Consider the following 17,883-nt stretch of genomic DNA (forward strand, 5'->3'; position numbering starts at 1 on the left):
CACAGGTGGCCCGCAGGGCTTCGCGGTGCGGGCCACCGGGCGAGACCAGACCGCGGTCAGGCCCAGGGGCTGACCGGCGTGAAGGAACTGTCGGCGCGGAAGGTGGCGTTGTCCTGGTAGGTGTCGATGCGCAGTTCGTAGTCGTAGTGGCGGAGGTGGCGGCCGGGGTAGTTGTACGACTCCAGGCTGACCGATCCGGTGGCCGAACCGGGCCGGGCGCAGAAGGTGGCGTCCTTGTGGAAGAGCGTCGTGCCGTTGCTCGCGTCGGCGCGGATCCGGAGGTCCTTGTGGCGCAGGTAGCGGCCGGAGGGGTCGCGGAAGGAGTAGCAGCTGCCGTCGGCCAGGCCGGGGACCACGGTGAAGGTGGCGCTCTGCTTGACCGCCGTGGTGCTGGAGGACGTCACCGGGTCGAGGTGACCGAGGCTGTCCGACCGCACGACGGCGTAGCGGCCGGGGTAGTTGACCGACCGGAGCGAGCGCGTGGTGTTCACCGGCAGGGTGACGCCACCGGTGACCGGGGTGATGCTGCTCAGGGTGGGGACGACCTTCTTGATCAGGCCACTGGAATCGAACTCCATCCTGTCGATGGTGGTTTCGCGGTGGGTGCCGTCACCGCCGGGGATGGCGAAGCGGTGGTAGGCGATGTACCAGTCGTCGGTGCCCGGCACCTGCACCACCGAGTGGTGGCCGGGTCCCTTGATGCCGAGGGAGAGGTCCTTCTCCAGGATCACGCCCCGCTTGGTCCAGGGACCGGTGGGCGAGGGGCCGGTGGCGTAGGCGACCCGGTAGTTCTCGTCCCGTGTGTCGTTCTCCGACCACATGAAGTAGTAGGTGCCCTTGCGCTTGACCACGAAGGTGCCCTCGTTGTAGCCGCTGGGGGTGATGTCGGTGACCTTGGAGGCGTCGAAGGAGATCATGTCGTCGTTCAGGGGGACGACGTACGCTCTGCCGTTGCCCCAGTAGAGATACGACTGGCCGTTGTCGTCGGTGAAGGCCGCCGGGTCGATCATCTGGCCGGCATAGGCGCCACGGGCGATCAGCGGTTTGCCCAGGGGGTCCGTGAACGGGCCGGTGGGCGAGTCGGAGACCGCGACACCGATGTTCGTGTCGGCGGAGTAGTAGAAGTAGTACTTCCCGTTCTTCGCGGTCATCGTCGGGGCCCAGGCCCGGCTGTTGGTCCAGCTGATGTCAGGACCGAGATCGAGGATGACGCCGTGGTCCGTCCAGTGGACCAGGTCCTTGGACGAGTACGCCTTGAACTGGGTGCCGCTCCAGTTCGCGAAGCCGTCGGTGGTCGGGTAGATGTAGTAGGTGTCGCCGAAGCGGACGATGTTCGGGTCGGCGGTGAGCCCCGGCAGGACCGGGCTCCTCATGATCTGTGCGGAAACCGTCCAGGTGCGCTTCGCACCGTCGGACCCGGTCACCTGGTACGTCACGGGGTTGGTGAAGTCGCGCGGGGTGCCGGAGGCCGGGCTGATGGAAGCGCCCTGGGCGAGGGTGAACTGCGGGGCGAGCGCGGTGAGATCCGTGCCCTCCTTCATCGGCAGCGTGATCCGGCTGTTGGTGTCGTCGATGAGGGCGGCGGTCTTCAGCGCAGGGTGGGTGGCCGCGGTGACGCCCGTGGTGTTCCCGCTGAGTTCGAGGACCTCGCCGGGCGCCAGCGCACGGTTGTAGACCCGGAAGTCGCGCATCTTGCCCTTGAAGAGCTTGTCGGCGCTGTAGAGCGACTTGCCGATGGTGTTGGCCGTGGTGATGCCCGACCCGATGGAACCGGGGGTGACGGTGACCGAGGTGTTGCGAGCCACCTCCACGCCGTCCTGGTAGAGGACGCCCGTGGTGCCGGTCTGGGTGTAGGTGACGTGCTTCCAGACCGAGCGCGGCAGCGCGGTGGAGGTCCGGGTGTTCTGCTCGGTGGAGAAGCCCCCGGAGGCGATGGCCGTGCGGAACGAGTCTCCGGTGGTGAACAGGTACCCGTTGCCGGAGCCGTTGCTGGTGTTGCCGAAGCCGTAGAGGAAGTACGGCGTGGCCTGGGCGGCGTCGATCTGCACGTCCAACGAGACGGTGATCGCGTTCATGCCGCTCATGATGTTGTCCGGCACCTTGATGGAGGTGTCGGAGCCGTTGAACGTCAGCCCTTCCCCGGAACCCGACCAGCCCGCGGCTCCGTTGACGGTTCCGTTCCGGCCATTGCCCGAGGCGTCCACCGCCACGGTGCCCGAAGTGGCGTCGAGTTTGTACCAAAGAGCCAGACCGTCGGTGATCTCCGCCGCCTGAGCGGGAGCTGACAGACCGACGACACCAGCCAGGAGCGCGGCGGCGGTCACGGTTGCAGCGGCGCCCGGCCACCATCGTCGGCGGCGCTGGGGTCTCACGTAGTGCATGGGTTCACATCCCGTGACGAAGACATGCCTGAGGAGAGGGCTCACGACCTTGGCCGAGATGCTGACGTGCCGCCCGTATGACATCGCGCTGCGTGAGTGTGGAGGGAGCCGCGTGTCAACGTCAACACATTGCGAACAATGTCCGGCAGGTCGAACAACTTCCTTCAGTGCAAGGCACGTTCAGCATCAGGTCCAGGGCGCCACGATGACGAAGGAGCGGCCGGCCCGGTACGCGGCCGTGTTCTCCGAACGGTCGAGCCACAGCTGGAGGTTGTTCCGGTGCCGGAGGTAGCGGCCGGGGTAGTTGTACGACTCCAGGGAGACCGAACCGGCCGTGGAACCGGAACGGGGGCAGAAGGTGGCGTCCTTCCGGAAGATGACGGATCCGTCGTCGGTGTCCAGTCGGATACGGAAGGCGTAGTGCCGCAGATACCTGCCCGTGGCATCCCTGAGTGAGTAGCAGCGGGGGTCGGCCAGGCCGGGAACGAAGGTGAAGGTGGCCGCCTGCCGGGTGGCTGCGGAGCTGGTGGCGCCGACCGGTCCCAGGATGCCGAGTCGGCCGGACTGGCTCACGTAGTCGCCGGGCTTGTCGACCGACCGTAGGGCATGCCGCCCCGAGAACCGCGTCTCAGCCGTCGCCGGGGCGTCTGTCGGCGTCGGTGTCGGTGTCGGTGAGGCGGACGTTCTCGGGGACGGCGGCACGGACGAGGCGGCGGTCGACAGCGGGGCCGCGACGGCGGGCCGGGGGGCCGGCTCGTGTGATCCCGTGGCGGTGTACCAGGCCACTGCGGCAGCCGCGAGCGTGACGGCACCTGCGGCTGCCGTCGCCGCGGGCTTGGCTGCCAGCCTGCCGATCGTCCGCCCCGTACGGCTTGCGCCGGTCACCGTGGGCGTACCCGCGCCGACGGTCGCCCCGGCCGAGTCCGCCCCCAGCGCCCTGGCCAGTACCAGGCCGGCCAGGCCGACCGGGACCGGCACCAGCGCGAGGCCGGCCAGCAGCCCCTCCGCCGGTATCAGGTCTGACGAGTTCGACAGGCACCGCGGACAGTCGCGGACATGGCGTGCCAGCCGCTTGCGCCACAGCGCGGACGGCTTCCCGTCCCACGAGGCGAGCACGGCGGCCAGGTCCGGGCAGCGCGGCGAGGCCGTCACGGCTCGTACGACGGTGCGCGCCGTCTCCAGCCGTTCCTTGACCCGCTGGATGCGGACCGCGGCATGCTGCGGCGTGAGGCCGCAGGCCGCCGAGAGCTCGCCGCGGGTCAGTTCACCGGCGCTCTCCATCCACCACAGCGCGAGTACCTCGCGTTCCTCGTCCTCCAGCCAGCGGGTGGCCTCCACCGCTTCACGCCGCTGGCCCGACAGCGCGAGCCGAAGAATGGCCAGGTCGGAGAAGTCGCCCTGCGGGTCCGTTTCGTGGACCTTCTCCTCCAGGGGTTCCGCAGTGAGCCAGGTGCGACTTCTGCGCCACCGGTCACGGATCTGTCGCACGGTGATGACGACGAGCCAGGACCGGAACCGATCCGGTCGCTCCAGTCCGGGCAGCCCGTCCAGGACCCGCATCATCGTCTCCTGGACCACGTCGTCGGTGTCGCTGTGCCCGTCCAGCGCCCGCCCGACGATGTTGTAGACCAGCGGCAGACAGTCCCGTATCAGCTGTTCCGAGGCCTGCCGGTCCCCCGCCCGCGCCGCCATGACGACGGCGACGTCCGGCCGTTCCCGCCTGTCCTGCGAGCGCACCCCGCCCCACCCGTCCCGTCGCCGTGCCGATGTGTCGAGGGCGACAGTGTGTCAGGAGCGAATCGGGAGGATGTGCGGGGGCCGCTTCTCAGGTGCCGCCCCAGGCCTTCATCCGTTCCGCGTTTTCCGTTATGCGCGACGCGCCGATGCGTCTCCTGTGTGTACGACCCACCCCAAGGACAGACGGAGGCCAGGCTGTTTCCGCTGTCGTCATCCCTCTTGACACCTGCTTTTACCTCCCTCTAGCTTTTGGCCGAATCCACGAACAATGTCCGATATATCGAACAATGTGACTGCCAGTCAGCCCCTTCCGGCCCGCTTCCCCTTCCGCTCCGCGACGTGAATCAAGGACGTCTCTGTCATGAGCGTTGCTCCCCCATCCGCCGGTGTGGAACAGATCGCCCTCCGGCCGTCCTCCACGGCGGCGGCTCTCGCCGGCCCCGTCGCGCAGGCGTTGCCCCCACGACGTTCCCGAACCCGTTCGGCAGTTGCGCCGACGGCACAGGCGTCACTCCGGTACCCCTGCCCCTTCGGCACGACCAGCAGTTCGCGTGGGTCGCGACCGACGGCTGTCACCGGCTCAGGGCCCGCCACTGCGGGAAGTGTGTCGAGGTCGTCGGCGCCTCGACCGCGGGCCTGCCCCTGCTCGGACCACGCGCCTGCGGCACAGCCGGCGGCTTCCAGCGGTCACGTGTCCGGCCCCCCGCTTCCACCCCGGCCCCGGCTCCCGTAGAAACACAGGACACGCACATGTCAAGGCTGTTCACTCGGCTCGCGGCGATATTGGTCGCCGTGGGGCTCTTCTTCACCTCCCAATCCCTGGCCACACCTCAGCGGGCGGCCGCTGCCGACCCGGGCTATCTGATGCTGCACTTCACCGGGGAGGGGTCGACCGGTCAGCAGATGTACCTCGCGCACAGCACGGATGGCCTGCACTGGAACGACCTCAACGACGGAGCGTCGATCCTGCGCTCCACGGTCGGCACGAAGGGGGTGCGTGACCCCGCACTGGTGAGATCCCCGAACGGTGACAAGTACTGGATCATCGCCACCGACCTGTGCTGGGGCTGCGGGTCGACCGTGGACGGCTCCATCAACAACGGCAGCCGCAGCATCGTGGTGTGGGAGTCGACGGACCTGATCAACTGGTCGGAGCCGTGGCTGCTCAACGTCGCCGGCGCGATCCCCGACGGACGCAACGCCTGGGCGCCGGAAGCGATCTGGAACCCGGCCACCAACGACTACGTCCTGTACTGGGCGACGAACGTGCCCCTCGACGGCAAGACCAAGCACCGCATCTTCTACGCCCGCACCAGCGACTTCCGCACCATCACCACCCCGCAGATCTACATCGACCGCCCCGGCACCCAGGAACTCATCGACACCCAGATCGTCGAAATGCCGTCCGGAGTGGGCAACTACCGCTACGTGCGGGCCTCCGGCGACGGCCAGATCACCCTCGAAGGCAGCAACTCGATCCTCGGGACGTGGACGAACCTCGGCAACCTCTCCGGCATCGGCCTCACCGGATCCCAGGTCGAAGGCCCGATGTGGATGAAGTTCCGCGACCGCAACGAGTGGGCCCTGTACCTCGACCAGTACGCCTCCCGCGGCGGGTACATGCCGGTCACGACGACCAACCCCTCCGCGCCCGGCACCTACCAGATCCCGGCGTCGGGAAGCTACAACATGGGCGTCAACAAGAAGCGCCACGGCTCGATCCTGAACCTGACGGCCGCCGAGGAGAGCCGGGTGCTCGCCCGCTGGCCCAGCACCCCGGCCAAGCGGCTCCAGTCGTTCAATTTCCAGGACCGGTACGTGCGGCACGCCAACTTCGACTTGCGCATCGACCAGAACGTCAGTACCAGCCCGGACTCCCAGTTCCGGATCAGGCCCGGCCTGGCGGGCTCCGGCACCGTCTCCTTCGAGTCGGTGAACTACCCCGGCTACTTCCTGCGGCACTCCAACTACGACTTCCAACTGGTCCGCAACGACGGCACCACACAGTTCGCCGCCGACGCCACCTTCAACCAGGTCGCCGGCCTCGCCGACTCAACCTGGTCCTCCTTCCAGTCCTACAACCACCCCGACCGCTACATCCGCCACTACGCCTACTACCTGAAGCTCGACCCGATCACCACCGCGACAGCACGTGGTGACGCGACCTTCCGCGTGACGAACTGACCCGACACCGAAAGGGACGCCGGCGCCTCCGGACACTGCAGGCGTCCCCTTCCTTTCGCCCCCCTGGGCTCCCCATGCCCATGCAGGCAAGGGGCACCGCCACCGCGTCGCACCCGACGGGGGCTGTCGGCGTTTGCGCACGGGTCCCTGCTCACCCTGCTCGAACGACATTCGGCACAGCGAACGTCGGGAAAGGAAGCGCCCCGCTCACTCCGGTGCCGCCGCGGCGACACCACATGCTTGCCGTCATTGACCGAGTACTGCCCTCGATCTGATCTCGCTCCACCCCGCCGCGGACAGCGCCGGCATCACGAGGGCCCGGCACGTCTTCTCGGCACGACGCTCCAGCACCCCTCCACGCAGGAATTCACCGCCGGACAGGTCGTTCGTGAAAGTCCCCGGCTTGTCCCTGGATCGGCGATGACTCCCAAGGCGCGGGGGCGGCGCGTTCCCTGGCCTGTCGCGGAGTGTCCGACAGGTCGGTTCAGAAGGGGTAGTGCGCTTGCTGCGTGGCGATGGTCACCCAGCGGGTCTTGGAGAACGCTTCCACCCCCCAACGGCCGCCGAAGCGCCCGTACCCGGAGGCCTTCGCTCCACCGAACGGGGCCTGCGGCTCGTCGGCCACCGACTGGTCGTTGATGTGCACGATGCCCGTACGGATCCGGCGCGCCACCGTCAGTCCGTGGGTGGCGTTCTCCGTGATGATGCCGCAGGTCAAGCCGTTCTCGGTGTCGTTGGCTAGGGCCACCGCGGTGTCGTCGTCGGTGAAGGTCTCGATGACGCAGACCGGGCCGAACGCCTCCGCGTGGTACAGGTCCGCGTCCCTCGGGACATCGGTGAGGACGGTCGCCGGGTGGACCGCGCCGTCCGGTTCACCGCCGCCGACCAGGACCTTCGCGCCCTTGGCCACGGCGTCCGCGACCAGGTCGGCCACCCGCCGGGCGGCCTGTGCGCTCACCAGCGGACCCACGACCGTGTACGACTCCCCGGGGCAGCCGGCCGGCAGCGAACCCGCCTTCGCGGTGAACTTCCGGGTGAACTCCTCGGCCAGGGCCTCGTGGACGAGGATCCGGTCGCCCGACATGCAGATCTGCCCGGCGTTCATGAACACGCTGAACGTCACGGCGTCCACGGCGTAGTCCACGTCCGCGTCGTCAAGGACGAGCACCGCGTTCTTGCCACCCAACTCCAGTACAGCGGGCTTGAGGTGACGGGCCGCCAGCTCACCGACGATCCGTCCGACAGCGGTGGAGCCGGTGAAGTTCACCGCCCGCACCCGCTCGTCGGCGATCAGCGTCTCGGCGATCTCGGCCGCGTCCTCGCCAGCAGGACGACGGCTGTGCCCGTGAGGCCGAGGACCGTGGCGCGGCCGCCCCGGTGAACGGGCGGCAGTGCGGTCGCCTCGGCGGCGGGGGCTGTCTGGACGGTCATGCGAGGACACTCCTGCCGAACAGGCCCTGCGGACGGAACACCAGGGCCAGGAGGAAGACCACGTGCCCCGCGAGCAGGGGGAGGTCCGGGGAGATCTGGGCGCCGACGGACTGGGCCACACCGAGCACCACACCCCCGGCGAGCGTGCCCCACAGCGAGCCGAGACCGCCGATGATGACCGTCTCGAAGGCGAACAGGACGGTGAGCTGCCCCTCGTACGGAGTGACCCCGCCCTGCCGCATCGTGTAGAGGACACCGGCCAGGGATGGCGGCCCTCCCCTACCTCGTCGAGTCGGGCATCACAGCCCACCTGGTCAAGCTCTGCTACCTGGTGGCCCTCGCCTCCATCTGGAACCTGCTCGCGGGGTACGCGGGCATGATGTCGATGGGCCAGCAGGCGTTCATCGGCCTGGGCGCCTACCTCCTGTTCGTCGTCAACGACCACGGCGTGAACGTCTACGCGGGCACGCTGGTCGTCTCCGCTCTGGTGGCGCTGCTCGCCTGGCCGGTGTCGTACCTCGCCTTCCGGCTGCGCGGCGGCTACTTCGCCGTCGGCACCTGGGTGATCGCCGAGGTCGTCCGCCTGATCGTGGTCCGCTTCGGCTCCCTGGGAGCGGCGAGCGGACGCACCCTCTCGGACGTCACCGCCGATCCGGTGCTGCGGCGCGCCTTCACCTACTGGCTGGCGCTCGCCGTCATGGCAGCGGCCGTGCTCGGCACCTACGCCGTCCTGCGCAGCCGCCTCGGCCTGAGCCTCCAGGCCATCCGCGACGACGACACCGCCGCCGGTTCCCTCGGCGTGAACGTCACGCGCGGCAAGCGGATCATCTACGTCACCGCGGCTGCCGGATGTGCCGCCGCCGGTGCGGTGATCTGCATCAACAGCCTGGGGGTGGCGTCGCCGACGCAGATCTTCGGGGTGCAGTACTCGGCCCTGATGGTCTTCATGGTGATCATCGGCGGCATCGGCACGATCGAGGGCCCGGTCATCGGCGCGATCGCGTACTTCCTCCTCGACAAGTACTTCGCGCAGAGCGGTGTCTGGTACCTGATCGTGGTGGGCGCGGCGGCCATCGTGGTTTCGCTGTACCTGCCGCGGGGGCTGTGGGGAACGCTGGCGAACCGCACGGGATTCGCCGTCTTTCCGGTGCGCCATACGGTCCGGTTGTAGGCCCGGCATCAGGAAGGGCGGCCCGGTCGGAGGCTCGTCCGCCGCCCCTCGTCATGTGCGGGGTTGTGAGTCCGGGTCCGGAAGGCCGAGGTCGGATCAGGGCGGGGCCCGGATGTCCGGGGCTCCCTGGGACCGAGACGGCGAGGTAGGCCGGTGAGACGCCGAGCCGGATGCCGAACAGGTAGTCCGCCGGGGTCCAGTCGCCACACAGTGCCGGCAGTTGCGTCTGCCAGGCGTGCCGGTGGGTGTCGATCATGCCGGGCGCCACGATGTGTCCCGTGACGTCCACCGTCTCCGTTTCCTCGGCGGAGAGAGCCGGTGCCACCGCGATCACACCGTCCTCGATCAGCACGTCACGGTCGGCGGCTTCTTCGCGCTCAGCGGCGGCGCGTTCGACAGCGACCCTGGCGACGTGCACTACCTGGCTCCGGACACGCTGCGGTGGGACGAACTGGAGCTGCCGTACTCGGAGTTCCTGTTCTGGGCGCTCACCGGTGACCTGACGCCTACTACGCCGACAACCGCTGGCCGGCCTGGCGGGAGCAGGTCGCCCCCCTGTCCGGGGACCAGGGGATCCTGGTGTACCCGCCGTTGTGGGCGGCCGAGGGGGGGCGAGCGGGCACAGCGTTCGAAGAACGTGGCGCCCGTCGCCGAACTGTGGGCGCTCACTCACGAATGGCGGAGCCAGCTGGGACTGACCTACGAGTAGCCCTCGGTTCCGATTGCCGGAATCGCAGGGGCAACCACGGCCGACTCGCCGACTTCCGGAACCAACCGGCCGGGACACGCCTCTGTTGAGTCAGACCGCGGACGGACGCTGAACCGGCGGCACACCCCGGGAGAGCCAGCCCCGAGGAGCGGCAGACGGTTCACGAGTCACCCGGCCCGGCGTCCTACGGCACGCTACGGGCGGCCAACGCGACCGCGTCCCGCTACCCCGTACAAGTCTGCGGTTCAACAGTCCTGGTGCGATGAGCCGTTGGGGTCCTCGCGCAGCTCATCACAGTGATCATTTGCGGGGAGACCATCGGTCACCCGAGCCACCTGGCGGTGTGTCCGTCAGGGCCCGCACCAACACGCGTGCCGCGGAGGCATGCGCACCTTGGTCAGGAGAGAACGGGTTGCAGGGCGGTAGTCGCCGGAGCCGCCCTCCGATAACATACCGACCAGATGGTACGACTGGGCGTGCCCCGCGTGCCCTCGTGTGCTTGATGAACCGCAACGTTTCATCCGCCACAGGACAGAGAGCCCCTCATGACGCAGAACACGGACCGCGACAGCCTGGCCCTCGCGCGCCAGACCTGGAGAACTCTCGAGCCTTACCACGGGGCTGTCTACTTCTCGCCCGAAGCCGCAGGCCAGTACGCCGAGTTGGGCGTGGACGCCAAGACAGGGTACTTCGCGTCCCGCTCCGCCGCGCTCGGCGCCGCTCCGGCGGATCTGGTCATCGCCACGTTCTACAACTTCAATCCCCAACTGGTGCGCCGAGCCATACCCGCGGCGTGGGAAGCCGCCACGCCGCAGCGGTTCGCAGCCGCCCGGCTCACCGGGATCGATACCACACTCCGCCGCGTCCTCGGCACGGACGTCTCCTCACCGGCCCTGGCCCGCGCGGCGGAATTGGCCCGTACCGCGGCTGAGGTGACCGTGCGCCATCCACAAGGCCGTCCCCTCTTCGCCGCGCACGCCGCACTGCCGTGGCCGAGCGCACCCCACCTCGTGCTCTGGCACGCGCAGACCCTGCTGCGGGAGTTCCGTGGCGATGGTCACGTCGCGGCACTACTGACTGCCGGACTGAGCGGGCTCGAGTCTCTCGTCACGCACGCCGCCACAGGCGACATCGACGCGAGGGTACTGCGTGACTCGCGGGCGTGGGCGCCGGAGCAGTGGGAACAAGCCGTGCAGAACCTGCGTGAGCGCGGATGGCTCGACGACGGTCCCCACCTGGCCTTGACCGAGGACGGTATGCGGCGCAGGGCGGAGATCGAGCACACCACCGACAGACTGGCCGCCCTCCCCTACCTTACGCTCGGCCCTGCCGCCTGCGCCGAACTTCGATCGCTGGTGAGGCCGTTCAGCCTTGCGTTGGCCAAGGAACTCATGCCGTGGGCAGTCGACCGCCTGAGCGAAGAGAGCACCTGAGAGAAAGAGCGAGGTCGGGAATTCTCGGCGGCGGGTCCGCACACCCGCGGCGCCCTCGCGGCCCGTCGGGGACAGCTCGCGCCGCCGAAACGCCCTCAGCATCTCGTCGGCCGACAGATTGTTCAGGTCCATCCTTCGCTCCTCTTGGCGATGGGCAGCACGGGAGAACCAGGCAGGACGAGTGGGCTGACGGGCTACTGCGCGAACAGCGCCAGGGGACCGCCTGCCGGGCTCGACCCGCGCTCCTCTGGACGGAGTTGCCGCCGTCCACCACAAACAGCTGCCCGTGACGTGGGACGACTCCGGCAAGGCCGGGAACGCCACCAGTGCGGCCACCTCATCGGGACGCCCGGCACGACCGACCGGCGTTGCCACCCCGAGCGCGTCGACGTGCTCGTCGAGCCCCCCGGTCGCGATCCAGCCAGGCGCGGCGGAGTTGACCGTGATGCCCCGCGAGGCCCTGGGGCCGTGTGGCCGCACTGGGGCCCCTGGCACAGAAGTCCCACCGCTGCCTTCTGCCCGGCCACGGCGCCCTCGACGTTCAAAACGGCCACCTCTTCACGCAGGCCCGCCCCCTGACGAGGCCCACGCGGCCGGCAGCCCGGTCCGGGCCTGCTCCGACCGGCGCCGGGCCTGCGATGAGCCCGGTACGGCGGCATCGCCGCCAGCCTCTCCCGCTCGACCGCAGACCGTGCGGACCCCCGGCGGGGCTTCGTCGCGGCAGCGTCACAACACGGCTACAGAGGCGACATGGTGCCCGCCCGAGCGGCATGATGCCCTTTCAACATCATCGCTCTGGGGGGAACCATGCGCACCCGTACAGCTCTGCCCGTAGCCTTGCTCGCCCTCGCCGCACTCGCGGTCGGTTGTGGTGGCGACGCCGAAGCTGACCCGGCCGCCTGCAAGGCCGCCATGGAGAAGCAGTTCGAGGACGCCAAGGACGGCAGGGAAGGCAGCCGCCCCGACGCGTGCGTCGGCGTCGACGACAAGACGGTGCAGAAGTACGCCGCGGAGATCGTCGCCGACCGGACCAAGGAAGTCGAAGACTCGCTCAAGGATGTCGAGAAGGACCTCGACGACACCCTCGAAGAGCTGGAGACCTCCACACCCTGACCGCCTGGAGGTGGGAGTCCGTGGTCGGCAACCCGCGCAACGGGCTCCCCTACCGCCGCCTCGTCGACTGGCTCGTCCGCGCCCAGCAACTCCCCCAGGATCCGCGGCCACGACATCGGCTACCAGTTCGGCGCCTCGTCATCACCGGCCCGCCGGCCGCAGGCAAGTCCACATGGATCGACGACGTCATCGAAGTGGCCGCGAAATACATGCTGCCGAACGCAGCCAAGAGCGTGGCGTTCCGCAACATCGCGACGGGGATCACGGGAGAATCAAACGCTCACTAACGCACTTGACGAACGCCTCTTGCTGAGGATCAGCGCAGCCGGTCCTTGGCCTTGTAGTACGCCCCGGCGAAGGGCAGGAACCAGGCGGTGCCGTTGTAGAAGGGCACCGGAACCTTGGGGAAGCCGAAGCCGCGCATGGGGTTGGCCTCCGGGTGGCCGTCCATGACCTCGGCCATGGCGCGGCCCATGTAGGTGGCCATCTGGACGCCGTGGCCGCAGTAACCCATGGAGTAGTAGAGGCCGTTGTCCTCGCCCGCGTGCGGAACGCGGTCGTAGGAGAAGCCGACCATGCCGCCCCATACATAGTCGATCTTCACCCCGGCCATCTGCGGGAAGATCTCGGTCATCTCCCGCTTCAGGACGTCACCGCTCTTGACGTCCGAGGCGGGGTCCGAGGGGGCGAAGCGGGCCCGTCCGCCGAAGGCCAGGCGGTTGTCCGGGGTGATGCGAATGTAGTGGCCGATGTTCTTGGAGGACACGACCACGCGGTTGTTGGGGATGAGCTGCCGGGCCCGCTTCTCGCCCAGTGGCTCGGTGACGATGACGAAGCTGCCGACGTTGATCAGCCGCTTGCGGAACCAGGGCATGGCCTTGTCGGTGTAGGCGTCGGTGGCCGCCATGACCTGCGTGGCGCGGATGGTGCCGTGCAGGGTCTCGACGAGGAAACCGCCCTCGGGGAGGCGGTGCAGCGCGGTCGCGGCGTTGCGTTCGTGGATCTGAGCCCCGGCGCGTTCGGCGGCCTCGGCCAGGCCATAGACGTATTTGCCGACGTGAAGGTGCGCGCTGAGCGGGTCGAGCAGGGCTCCGTGGTAGTAGTCGGAGCCCAGCTCGGCACGTAGATCGCTCTTGCTCAGCAGTGTGGTGTCGTGGCCGAAGTTCTCGGCCAGGTCGCGCTGCTTGGCCCGCATGCTCTCGAAGTGCTGCGGCTTGAACGCGACGCCCAGACGCCCTACGCGGTGGAAGTCGCAGTCGATCTGCTCCTTGACCGTCAGTTCCTCCACCAGGTCCACCGCCTCGCGGAAGGCGTCGTACAGTTCCCGGGCCCGCGGCTGCCCGTAGCGCTTGCGCGCCTCGGCGGGGCTGATGGTGATGCCCTGGGTGCACATGCTGCCGTTGCGCCCGGAGGCGCCGGAGCCGACCTTGTCCTTCTCCACGAGGACGACGTGGGCGCCCTTGCGTGCCGCGTGGTAGGCGGTGGACAGGCCGGTGAGGCCGCCGCCGATGACCACCAGGTCCGCCTGCTCGGGCAGGGGCTTGCCGGTCCGGTCGGGGAAGGCAGGAGCTGTGTCGAGCCAGTAGGGGATCTGCTTCATGACGTACGTCCTCGGGTCTTCCTGGTGGTCCAGGGGTGTTTGTCTGGGGCCCGGCTTCAGCAGCCGAGCAGGGCCGGCAGGCCGGACAGGTCGGGCAGCTCGTCGAAGGGCTGGTAGTCGGCGCTGCCGCGGGCGCCGAGGGAGCCGTTGTGGCCGTAGCGGTTGATCCACACGCGGCGAGCCAGGCCGAGGTCGCGGGTGGGGATGAGGTCGTACTCCCAGCCCTGGGCGACGTGGATGACCTGGGCGGGGTCGATGTCCATGGCCTGGAAGGCGTACTCGAAGGCCTGCCGGGACGGCTTGTAGGCCTTGGCCTGCTGGGCGGTGATGACATGGTCGAACTCGACGCCCATGTTGGCCAGGTTCTGGGCGATGAGGTCGTCGTCCGTGTTGGAGATGATGGCGATCTCGTACCGGGACTTCAGCGCCCGCAGGGCGGACGGGACCTCGGGGTGGGGGCCGAAGGTGGGCACGGCCGCGACCAGGGCCTCGCCGTCGGACTGCCGGTATTCCAGGCCGTGCAGACGCATCGCTGTCTCCAGGCTGGCGGGCAGCAGCTCGCGGAAGGGGCGGTATGCCTCCAGGACGGCGTGGAACCGCATGATGCGGAAGTCGTCGAGGAACTCGTCGACGTTCAGACGGTCCAGGTCCAGCCGGTCGGCCAGGACTTTCAGGGTGGTGGGGCCGAGCTGGAAGTCGACCAGGGTGCCGTAGGCATCGAAGGTGACGATCTGACGCATGGCGTTCAACCTCTTTCCGGGCATATAGGACATTTCATTTACCGGGAGTCACGATCTCGTCGAGTCGGCCAGGTCGGCCGCATCGGAAGTTCAGGAGGCTGCCGAGACGTTGGGGCGACGACCTGCCTGGGGGGCATGAGAGCTGAGGGGGTGCTCGAAGGGCCGCCGCTGGAGGACGAGCCCCCGGACAGGCCGGGGACGGCGAATGCTGATCAGGTGGTCGGCGGCAGCATCATCACTGCTCCGATGCGATGAGCCTTTCTCCGGCTCGAGGTGTTGCGTCAGTGAAGCACCGTGGAGAATCCGGCGACAAGGGACGTGAGGCCGCGAGATCGACCGCGTATTTTGTGCCTGTGCACAATTTCTGTCAGGGGTCCCATGCAGTTCCGCTCGACCCGCATGGTCTCTGCGAGGCACCGCGAGCGGCTCCGGACTACGGCCGCTCGGCGCCGCTGCCCGGCGGCGCGGCCGGCCTGTCGGCCGCCGAGGCTGCCGTCCGCATGAAGGACATGCGGCCTGTGACCGACACGCTTTGGCTCCAGCTCTCGGTCGCGGCCCCGGCCGGTTGCCTCGCCCCGTCCAGCGATCGGTGGATCAGGACATCGTCGCCCGGAAGCGGGCGCCGGCGTCCGTCTCCAGCCAAGCCAGGGCGAGGACCAGCCGGGCGGCGTCGTTCGGTCGGGACAGCTTCAGCCCGGTCGCCTCTTCCGCAGCCTGCAGGCGATTGCCCACCGTGTTCCGGTGGCGGTAGGTGCGTGCGGCCACCTCGGCGACCGAGCCCAGGTCGAAGTACCAGCGCAGGGTCTCGACGATGCTGTCGCGGTCGCGCAGCTCGAGCAGTGGGCGCAGCACGCCGGTGGCCATCGCACCGGTGAACTCCTCCTGCGCCGACATGATCGCCCCGATCCAGTGGCCCTCCACATGCCGCACTCCGGGCTGCGCGGAGCTGCGGATCGCGGCACGTGCGAACCGGATGCCCCGCGCCGTCAGCGCCAGCCCGGGTACTTCCGCGACGCCGCAGCGCCACGGGGCGAACGGCCGGAGCATGGCAAGCATGGCCTCTTCATCGGTCCGTCCGTGACCGATGATGCCGAGGAGCTCGTCACCCATCCATCCGAAGTGACGTACCAGGCCGCCCCGACGCAGCGCATCGTCGACCTGGGACACAGCCGGGTCCCCGGTAGGAACGGATTCGACCACGACCACGGTCAGGGCGACGTTCTCGGAGAAGCCCAGCAACGTGGAGGCCTCGGCGACGGTGGAGGGATCCTGCTCCCCTTCCAGGACCAGGCGGCTGAAGGCGCGGTTGCGCACCTCCGTACGACGGCTCGCCAGGTCGCGTTCGGTACGGCGGTAGGCGTCGACGACCTCGACGCTGTTGGCGTCCGTCGCCTCCCAGACGCGGATCAGCCCGTCGAGGAAGTCGGGATCGGCGCTGATGCCACGTGCTCGCCCCTCTGCGAGCACGGCTTCCCACAGGGTCCTGAGGTCGAGCTGGAAGGAGTGCATCAGAGCGGTCAGGGGGAACGCCTGCTCCGCTCGCTCGCGTCCCACGTCCTCGGTGGCGCGCGAGACCGTCCGGGGGACGGGACCGCCGGCCAGCCGGGTCAGGGCGAGTTCGAGGGTTCGTCGCATCCCCTCCCGTTTCTGGACCGGGTTCCAGTCCGCCGACGCGTAGGCGGGCTCCTCGGCTTCCAGTTGTTCGAGAGCACGAGAGGTCAGCTCGTCGAGTCGTTCCTCGAGGAGCCGGCGGGCGATCGCCTGCACGGCGTCGTGGCGGGCCCCGCCCTGTCGGCGTCCCGGGCCGCTCATGAGGACCGCCTCTCCCGACGACAGCCGTCACCGGACGGATCCGGGGCCGTCTCCGGGTGTTGCCGCTGACATGCCGGTGGGGCTCCCTGGCAGTAATTGTGCACAGGCACAAAATACGAGGTCGATGTCGCGGCCTCACGTCCCTTGTTGCCGCATTCTCCGCGGTGTTTCATCTGACGCATCACCTCGGGCTGGAGAGAGCTCGTGACATGACCACGCACCTGGAGCACAGCTATGGCACTTCCGTAGGCACCTGATCCCCGGTCCGTCACCTTGAGCAGGCGCTGCTGAGGGGCGCCGCGTTCCTCGGCTCAGTGTCGGCCCTCCGCTACGGAGCCCACCAGGAGGCGATGACCAAGGCGGTCCGAGCCAACCGGTTCGCCAGGCGGAGCGGGGTCGAGATCACCCAGGACTCCCCCAGAGACTACGCCGAGCTCAAGGCGAGGGTCGAGAACCATGAGGACACCGGTGGACCCCTCCGAGGCGCTGCGCGGGGGGCTCGCCGCCAACGTCACCTGGGACGCCGTGACCGCCGCCGCGGGAGCTGATGACCGGCCGCGTGAGCGCTCCGCCTTCGACGGACGACCCGCCTCGGAGCTGATCCGACCAGGTGTTGGAGAGCGTCCTGACCCGGGTCCCTCCGGCCGTCGGAGTGGGGCATCGAGGGGAAGTACCGAACGGGGGGAGTTCGCCCAGGACCTGTCGCTCGTCGACTTGGTCGAGGTCTGCGCAGCCCGTGAAGCGATCGAGACACAGCCGCGGCAGCCCGCCCCCGGGACCGCAATCGATCGGACCGTCCGGGAGCTGGCTGACAGCGTCGGGCCGAGGTCCGACACGAGTGGGGGCGGGGGACTGACCACGACCTGAGCGTCGTGGCGCAGGCCCACGGTGAGTGATGAGCGACCTGACGACGAGAGAGAGAACGCACCGATGACCTCAGCGACCACCACCGGTCAGGACGGAACGACCGTCCCCGGTCACACCGGCCAACTGCCGGCCCCGCTCCTCGATCACGTGCTGCGGCAGTCCTTCGGACTCGAGGGATACGTCCAGCACCCCCTGGGAGGGGAGGTCGACCAGAACATCAGGATCACCGGCGACGACGGCATGCGCTACTTCGTACGGGTCACCCGCGCGGAGCCGGACTCGGCCGACGTCCTCTGGCAGAACGCGCTCCTCCAGCATCTGGCCGCCACCGTCCCCGACCTTCCGGTGCCACGACTGGTCCCGACACGCGAGGGGAAGTTCCTTGCCGCCGTCGTCCACGAGGGCCGAACGCACGTGGTTCGCGTGATGAGCTGGCTGGAGGGCCGGGTCCTGGCGGATCTCGACGACCATCCCGCGGCGCTGCTGCGTCAGCTGGGAGAGGCCGCCGGGCGGCTGAGCCTCGGACTCTCCGGCATGGAGCCACCAGTGGGCCTGGCACCGCACGACTGGGACATGCGCCGGGCCGCTGAGATCGTCGAGGCGTCGCTGCACGCCGTCCGGGAGGCGGACCGGCGGGAGTCGGTGCGCACGATCATGGGCTGGTACGACGAGCTCCTGCCGGCATGGGACCGACTGCCGCACAGC

The 17,883-nt window shown here is 69.0% G+C and carries 13 protein-coding genes and 4 pseudogenes; 8 read left to right on the forward strand and 9 right to left on the reverse strand.

All coding sequences use genetic code 11. The features are described from left to right. Nucleotides 1–56 precede the first annotated feature (56 nt). Together ACZ43N_RS39985 and ACZ43N_RS39990 are read right to left on the reverse strand one after the other, a co-directional pair. Nucleotides 57–2,324, reverse strand: coding sequence for a family 43 glycosylhydrolase (locus tag ACZ43N_RS39985; RefSeq protein ID WP_468104411.1), 2,268 nt, complete (start codon nucleotides 2,322–2,324; stop codon nucleotides 57–59). 243 nt (nucleotides 2,325–2,567) lie between these two features. Next, nucleotides 2,568–4,118, reverse strand: coding sequence for a sigma-70 family RNA polymerase sigma factor (locus tag ACZ43N_RS39990; RefSeq protein ID WP_468104412.1), 1,551 nt, complete (start codon nucleotides 4,116–4,118; stop codon nucleotides 2,568–2,570). 750 nt (nucleotides 4,119–4,868) lie between these two features. Here ACZ43N_RS39990 and ACZ43N_RS39995 point away from each other — a divergent pair. Continuing rightward, nucleotides 4,869–6,302 (forward strand): glycoside hydrolase family 43 protein, encoded by a 1,434-nt coding sequence (locus tag ACZ43N_RS39995; protein ID WP_468104413.1) that lies wholly within the window; start codon nucleotides 4,869–4,871, stop codon nucleotides 6,300–6,302. A 484-nt stretch (nucleotides 6,303–6,786) separates the two neighbouring features. Here the strand turns inward: ACZ43N_RS39995 and ACZ43N_RS40000 are convergent. The 3 genes and pseudogenes from ACZ43N_RS40000 to ACZ43N_RS40010 all read right to left on the reverse strand — a co-directional run. Further along, nucleotides 6,787–7,629, reverse strand: a pseudogene (locus tag ACZ43N_RS40000) (aldehyde dehydrogenase family protein); the annotation flags it as partial. Then, nucleotides 7,593–7,733, reverse strand: a complete 141-nt coding sequence (locus tag ACZ43N_RS40005) for a hypothetical protein (RefSeq protein ID WP_468104431.1) — start codon at nucleotides 7,731–7,733, stop codon at nucleotides 7,593–7,595. The pseudogene ACZ43N_RS40000 and the gene ACZ43N_RS40005, both read right to left, overlap by 37 nt. Beyond that, a complete protein-coding gene (locus tag ACZ43N_RS40010; protein ID WP_468104429.1) occupies nucleotides 7,730–7,996 on the reverse strand; it encodes an ABC transporter permease subunit in 267 nt (88 codons plus the stop codon). Before ACZ43N_RS40010 ends, ACZ43N_RS40005 begins: the two co-directional genes overlap by 4 nt. Before the next feature lie 2 nt (nucleotides 7,997–7,998). Here ACZ43N_RS40010 and ACZ43N_RS40015 point away from each other — a divergent pair, with 2 nt between their 5' ends. From ACZ43N_RS40015 to ACZ43N_RS40030, 4 genes and pseudogenes are all read left to right on the forward strand, one after another. Continuing rightward, nucleotides 7,999–8,904, forward strand: a complete 906-nt coding sequence (locus ACZ43N_RS40015) for a branched-chain amino acid ABC transporter permease (RefSeq protein ID WP_468104414.1) — start codon at nucleotides 7,999–8,001, stop codon at nucleotides 8,902–8,904. Between the two features lie 271 nt (nucleotides 8,905–9,175). After that, nucleotides 9,176–9,394: pseudogene (locus ACZ43N_RS40020) on the forward strand (DUF2625 family protein); the annotation flags it as partial. Nucleotides 9,395–9,456: 62 nt separating this feature from the next. Next, nucleotides 9,457–9,702 (forward strand): annotated as a pseudogene (locus tag ACZ43N_RS40025) (hypothetical protein); the annotation flags it as partial. A 456-nt stretch (nucleotides 9,703–10,158) separates the two neighbouring features. Then, nucleotides 10,159–11,046 carry an SCO6745 family protein gene (locus ACZ43N_RS40030; protein WP_468104416.1) on the forward strand — a complete coding sequence of 296 codons (888 nt, stop codon included), beginning with the start codon at nucleotides 10,159–10,161 and terminating at the stop codon, nucleotides 11,044–11,046. Between the two features lie 333 nt (nucleotides 11,047–11,379). Here ACZ43N_RS40030 and ACZ43N_RS40035 read toward each other — a convergent pair. After that, nucleotides 11,380–11,541 (reverse strand): annotated as a pseudogene (locus ACZ43N_RS40035) (hypothetical protein); the annotation flags it as partial. A 312-nt stretch (nucleotides 11,542–11,853) separates the two neighbouring features. Here ACZ43N_RS40035 and ACZ43N_RS40040 point away from each other — a divergent pair. Together ACZ43N_RS40040 and ACZ43N_RS40045 are read left to right on the forward strand one after the other, a co-directional pair. After that, on the forward strand, nucleotides 11,854–12,159 hold the full coding sequence (locus ACZ43N_RS40040) for a hypothetical protein (protein WP_468104417.1): 306 nt from the start codon (nucleotides 11,854–11,856) through the stop codon (nucleotides 12,157–12,159). A gap of 20 nt (nucleotides 12,160–12,179) precedes the next feature. Further along, nucleotides 12,180–12,446: a hypothetical protein gene (locus ACZ43N_RS40045; protein ID WP_468104419.1), complete on the forward strand. Its 267-nt coding sequence runs from the start codon at nucleotides 12,180–12,182 to the stop codon at nucleotides 12,444–12,446. 29 nt (nucleotides 12,447–12,475) lie between these two features. Here ACZ43N_RS40045 and ACZ43N_RS40050 read toward each other — a convergent pair whose 3' ends face one another. From ACZ43N_RS40050 to ACZ43N_RS40060, 3 genes are all read right to left on the reverse strand, one after another. Continuing rightward, entirely contained in the window at nucleotides 12,476–13,759 is a 1,284-nt protein-coding gene (locus ACZ43N_RS40050) for an NAD(P)/FAD-dependent oxidoreductase (protein WP_468104420.1), read from the reverse strand. Between the two features lie 56 nt (nucleotides 13,760–13,815). Continuing rightward, nucleotides 13,816–14,499 (reverse strand): haloacid dehalogenase type II, encoded by a 684-nt coding sequence (locus tag ACZ43N_RS40055; protein WP_468104422.1) that lies wholly within the window; start codon nucleotides 14,497–14,499, stop codon nucleotides 13,816–13,818. Between the two features lie 594 nt (nucleotides 14,500–15,093). Next, nucleotides 15,094–16,311, reverse strand: a complete 1,218-nt coding sequence (locus ACZ43N_RS40060; RefSeq protein WP_468104424.1) for a PucR family transcriptional regulator — start codon at nucleotides 16,309–16,311, stop codon at nucleotides 15,094–15,096. A gap of 930 nt (nucleotides 16,312–17,241) precedes the next feature. Here ACZ43N_RS40060 and ACZ43N_RS40065 point away from each other — a divergent pair. Beyond that, nucleotides 17,242–17,883: phosphotransferase (locus ACZ43N_RS40065; protein ID WP_468104426.1), on the forward strand; the 642-nt coding region annotated here is incomplete at its 3' end.

Source organism: Streptomyces sp. NPDC030814 (assembly GCF_055572155.1).

Coding starts and splice junctions, on each gene's coding strand:
- ACZ43N_RS40060 (WP_468104424.1), bottom strand. CDS start 16,311: ATGAGCGGCCCGGGACGCCGACAGGGCGGGGCCCGCCACGACGCCGTG.
- ACZ43N_RS40050 (WP_468104420.1), bottom strand. CDS start 13,759: ATGAAGCAGATCCCCTACTGGCTCGACACAGCTCCTGCCTTCCCCGAC.
- ACZ43N_RS40055 (WP_468104422.1), bottom strand. CDS start 14,499: ATGCGTCAGATCGTCACCTTCGATGCCTACGGCACCCTGGTCGACTTC.
- ACZ43N_RS40040 (WP_468104417.1), top strand. CDS start 11,854: ATGCGCACCCGTACAGCTCTGCCCGTAGCCTTGCTCGCCCTCGCCGCA.
- ACZ43N_RS39995 (WP_468104413.1), top strand. CDS start 4,869: ATGTCAAGGCTGTTCACTCGGCTCGCGGCGATATTGGTCGCCGTGGGG.
- ACZ43N_RS40030 (WP_468104416.1), top strand. CDS start 10,159: ATGACGCAGAACACGGACCGCGACAGCCTGGCCCTCGCGCGCCAGACC.
- ACZ43N_RS40015 (WP_468104414.1), top strand. CDS start 7,999: ATGGCGGCCCTCCCCTACCTCGTCGAGTCGGGCATCACAGCCCACCTG.
- ACZ43N_RS40005 (WP_468104431.1), bottom strand. CDS start 7,733: ATGACCGTCCAGACAGCCCCCGCCGCCGAGGCGACCGCACTGCCGCCC.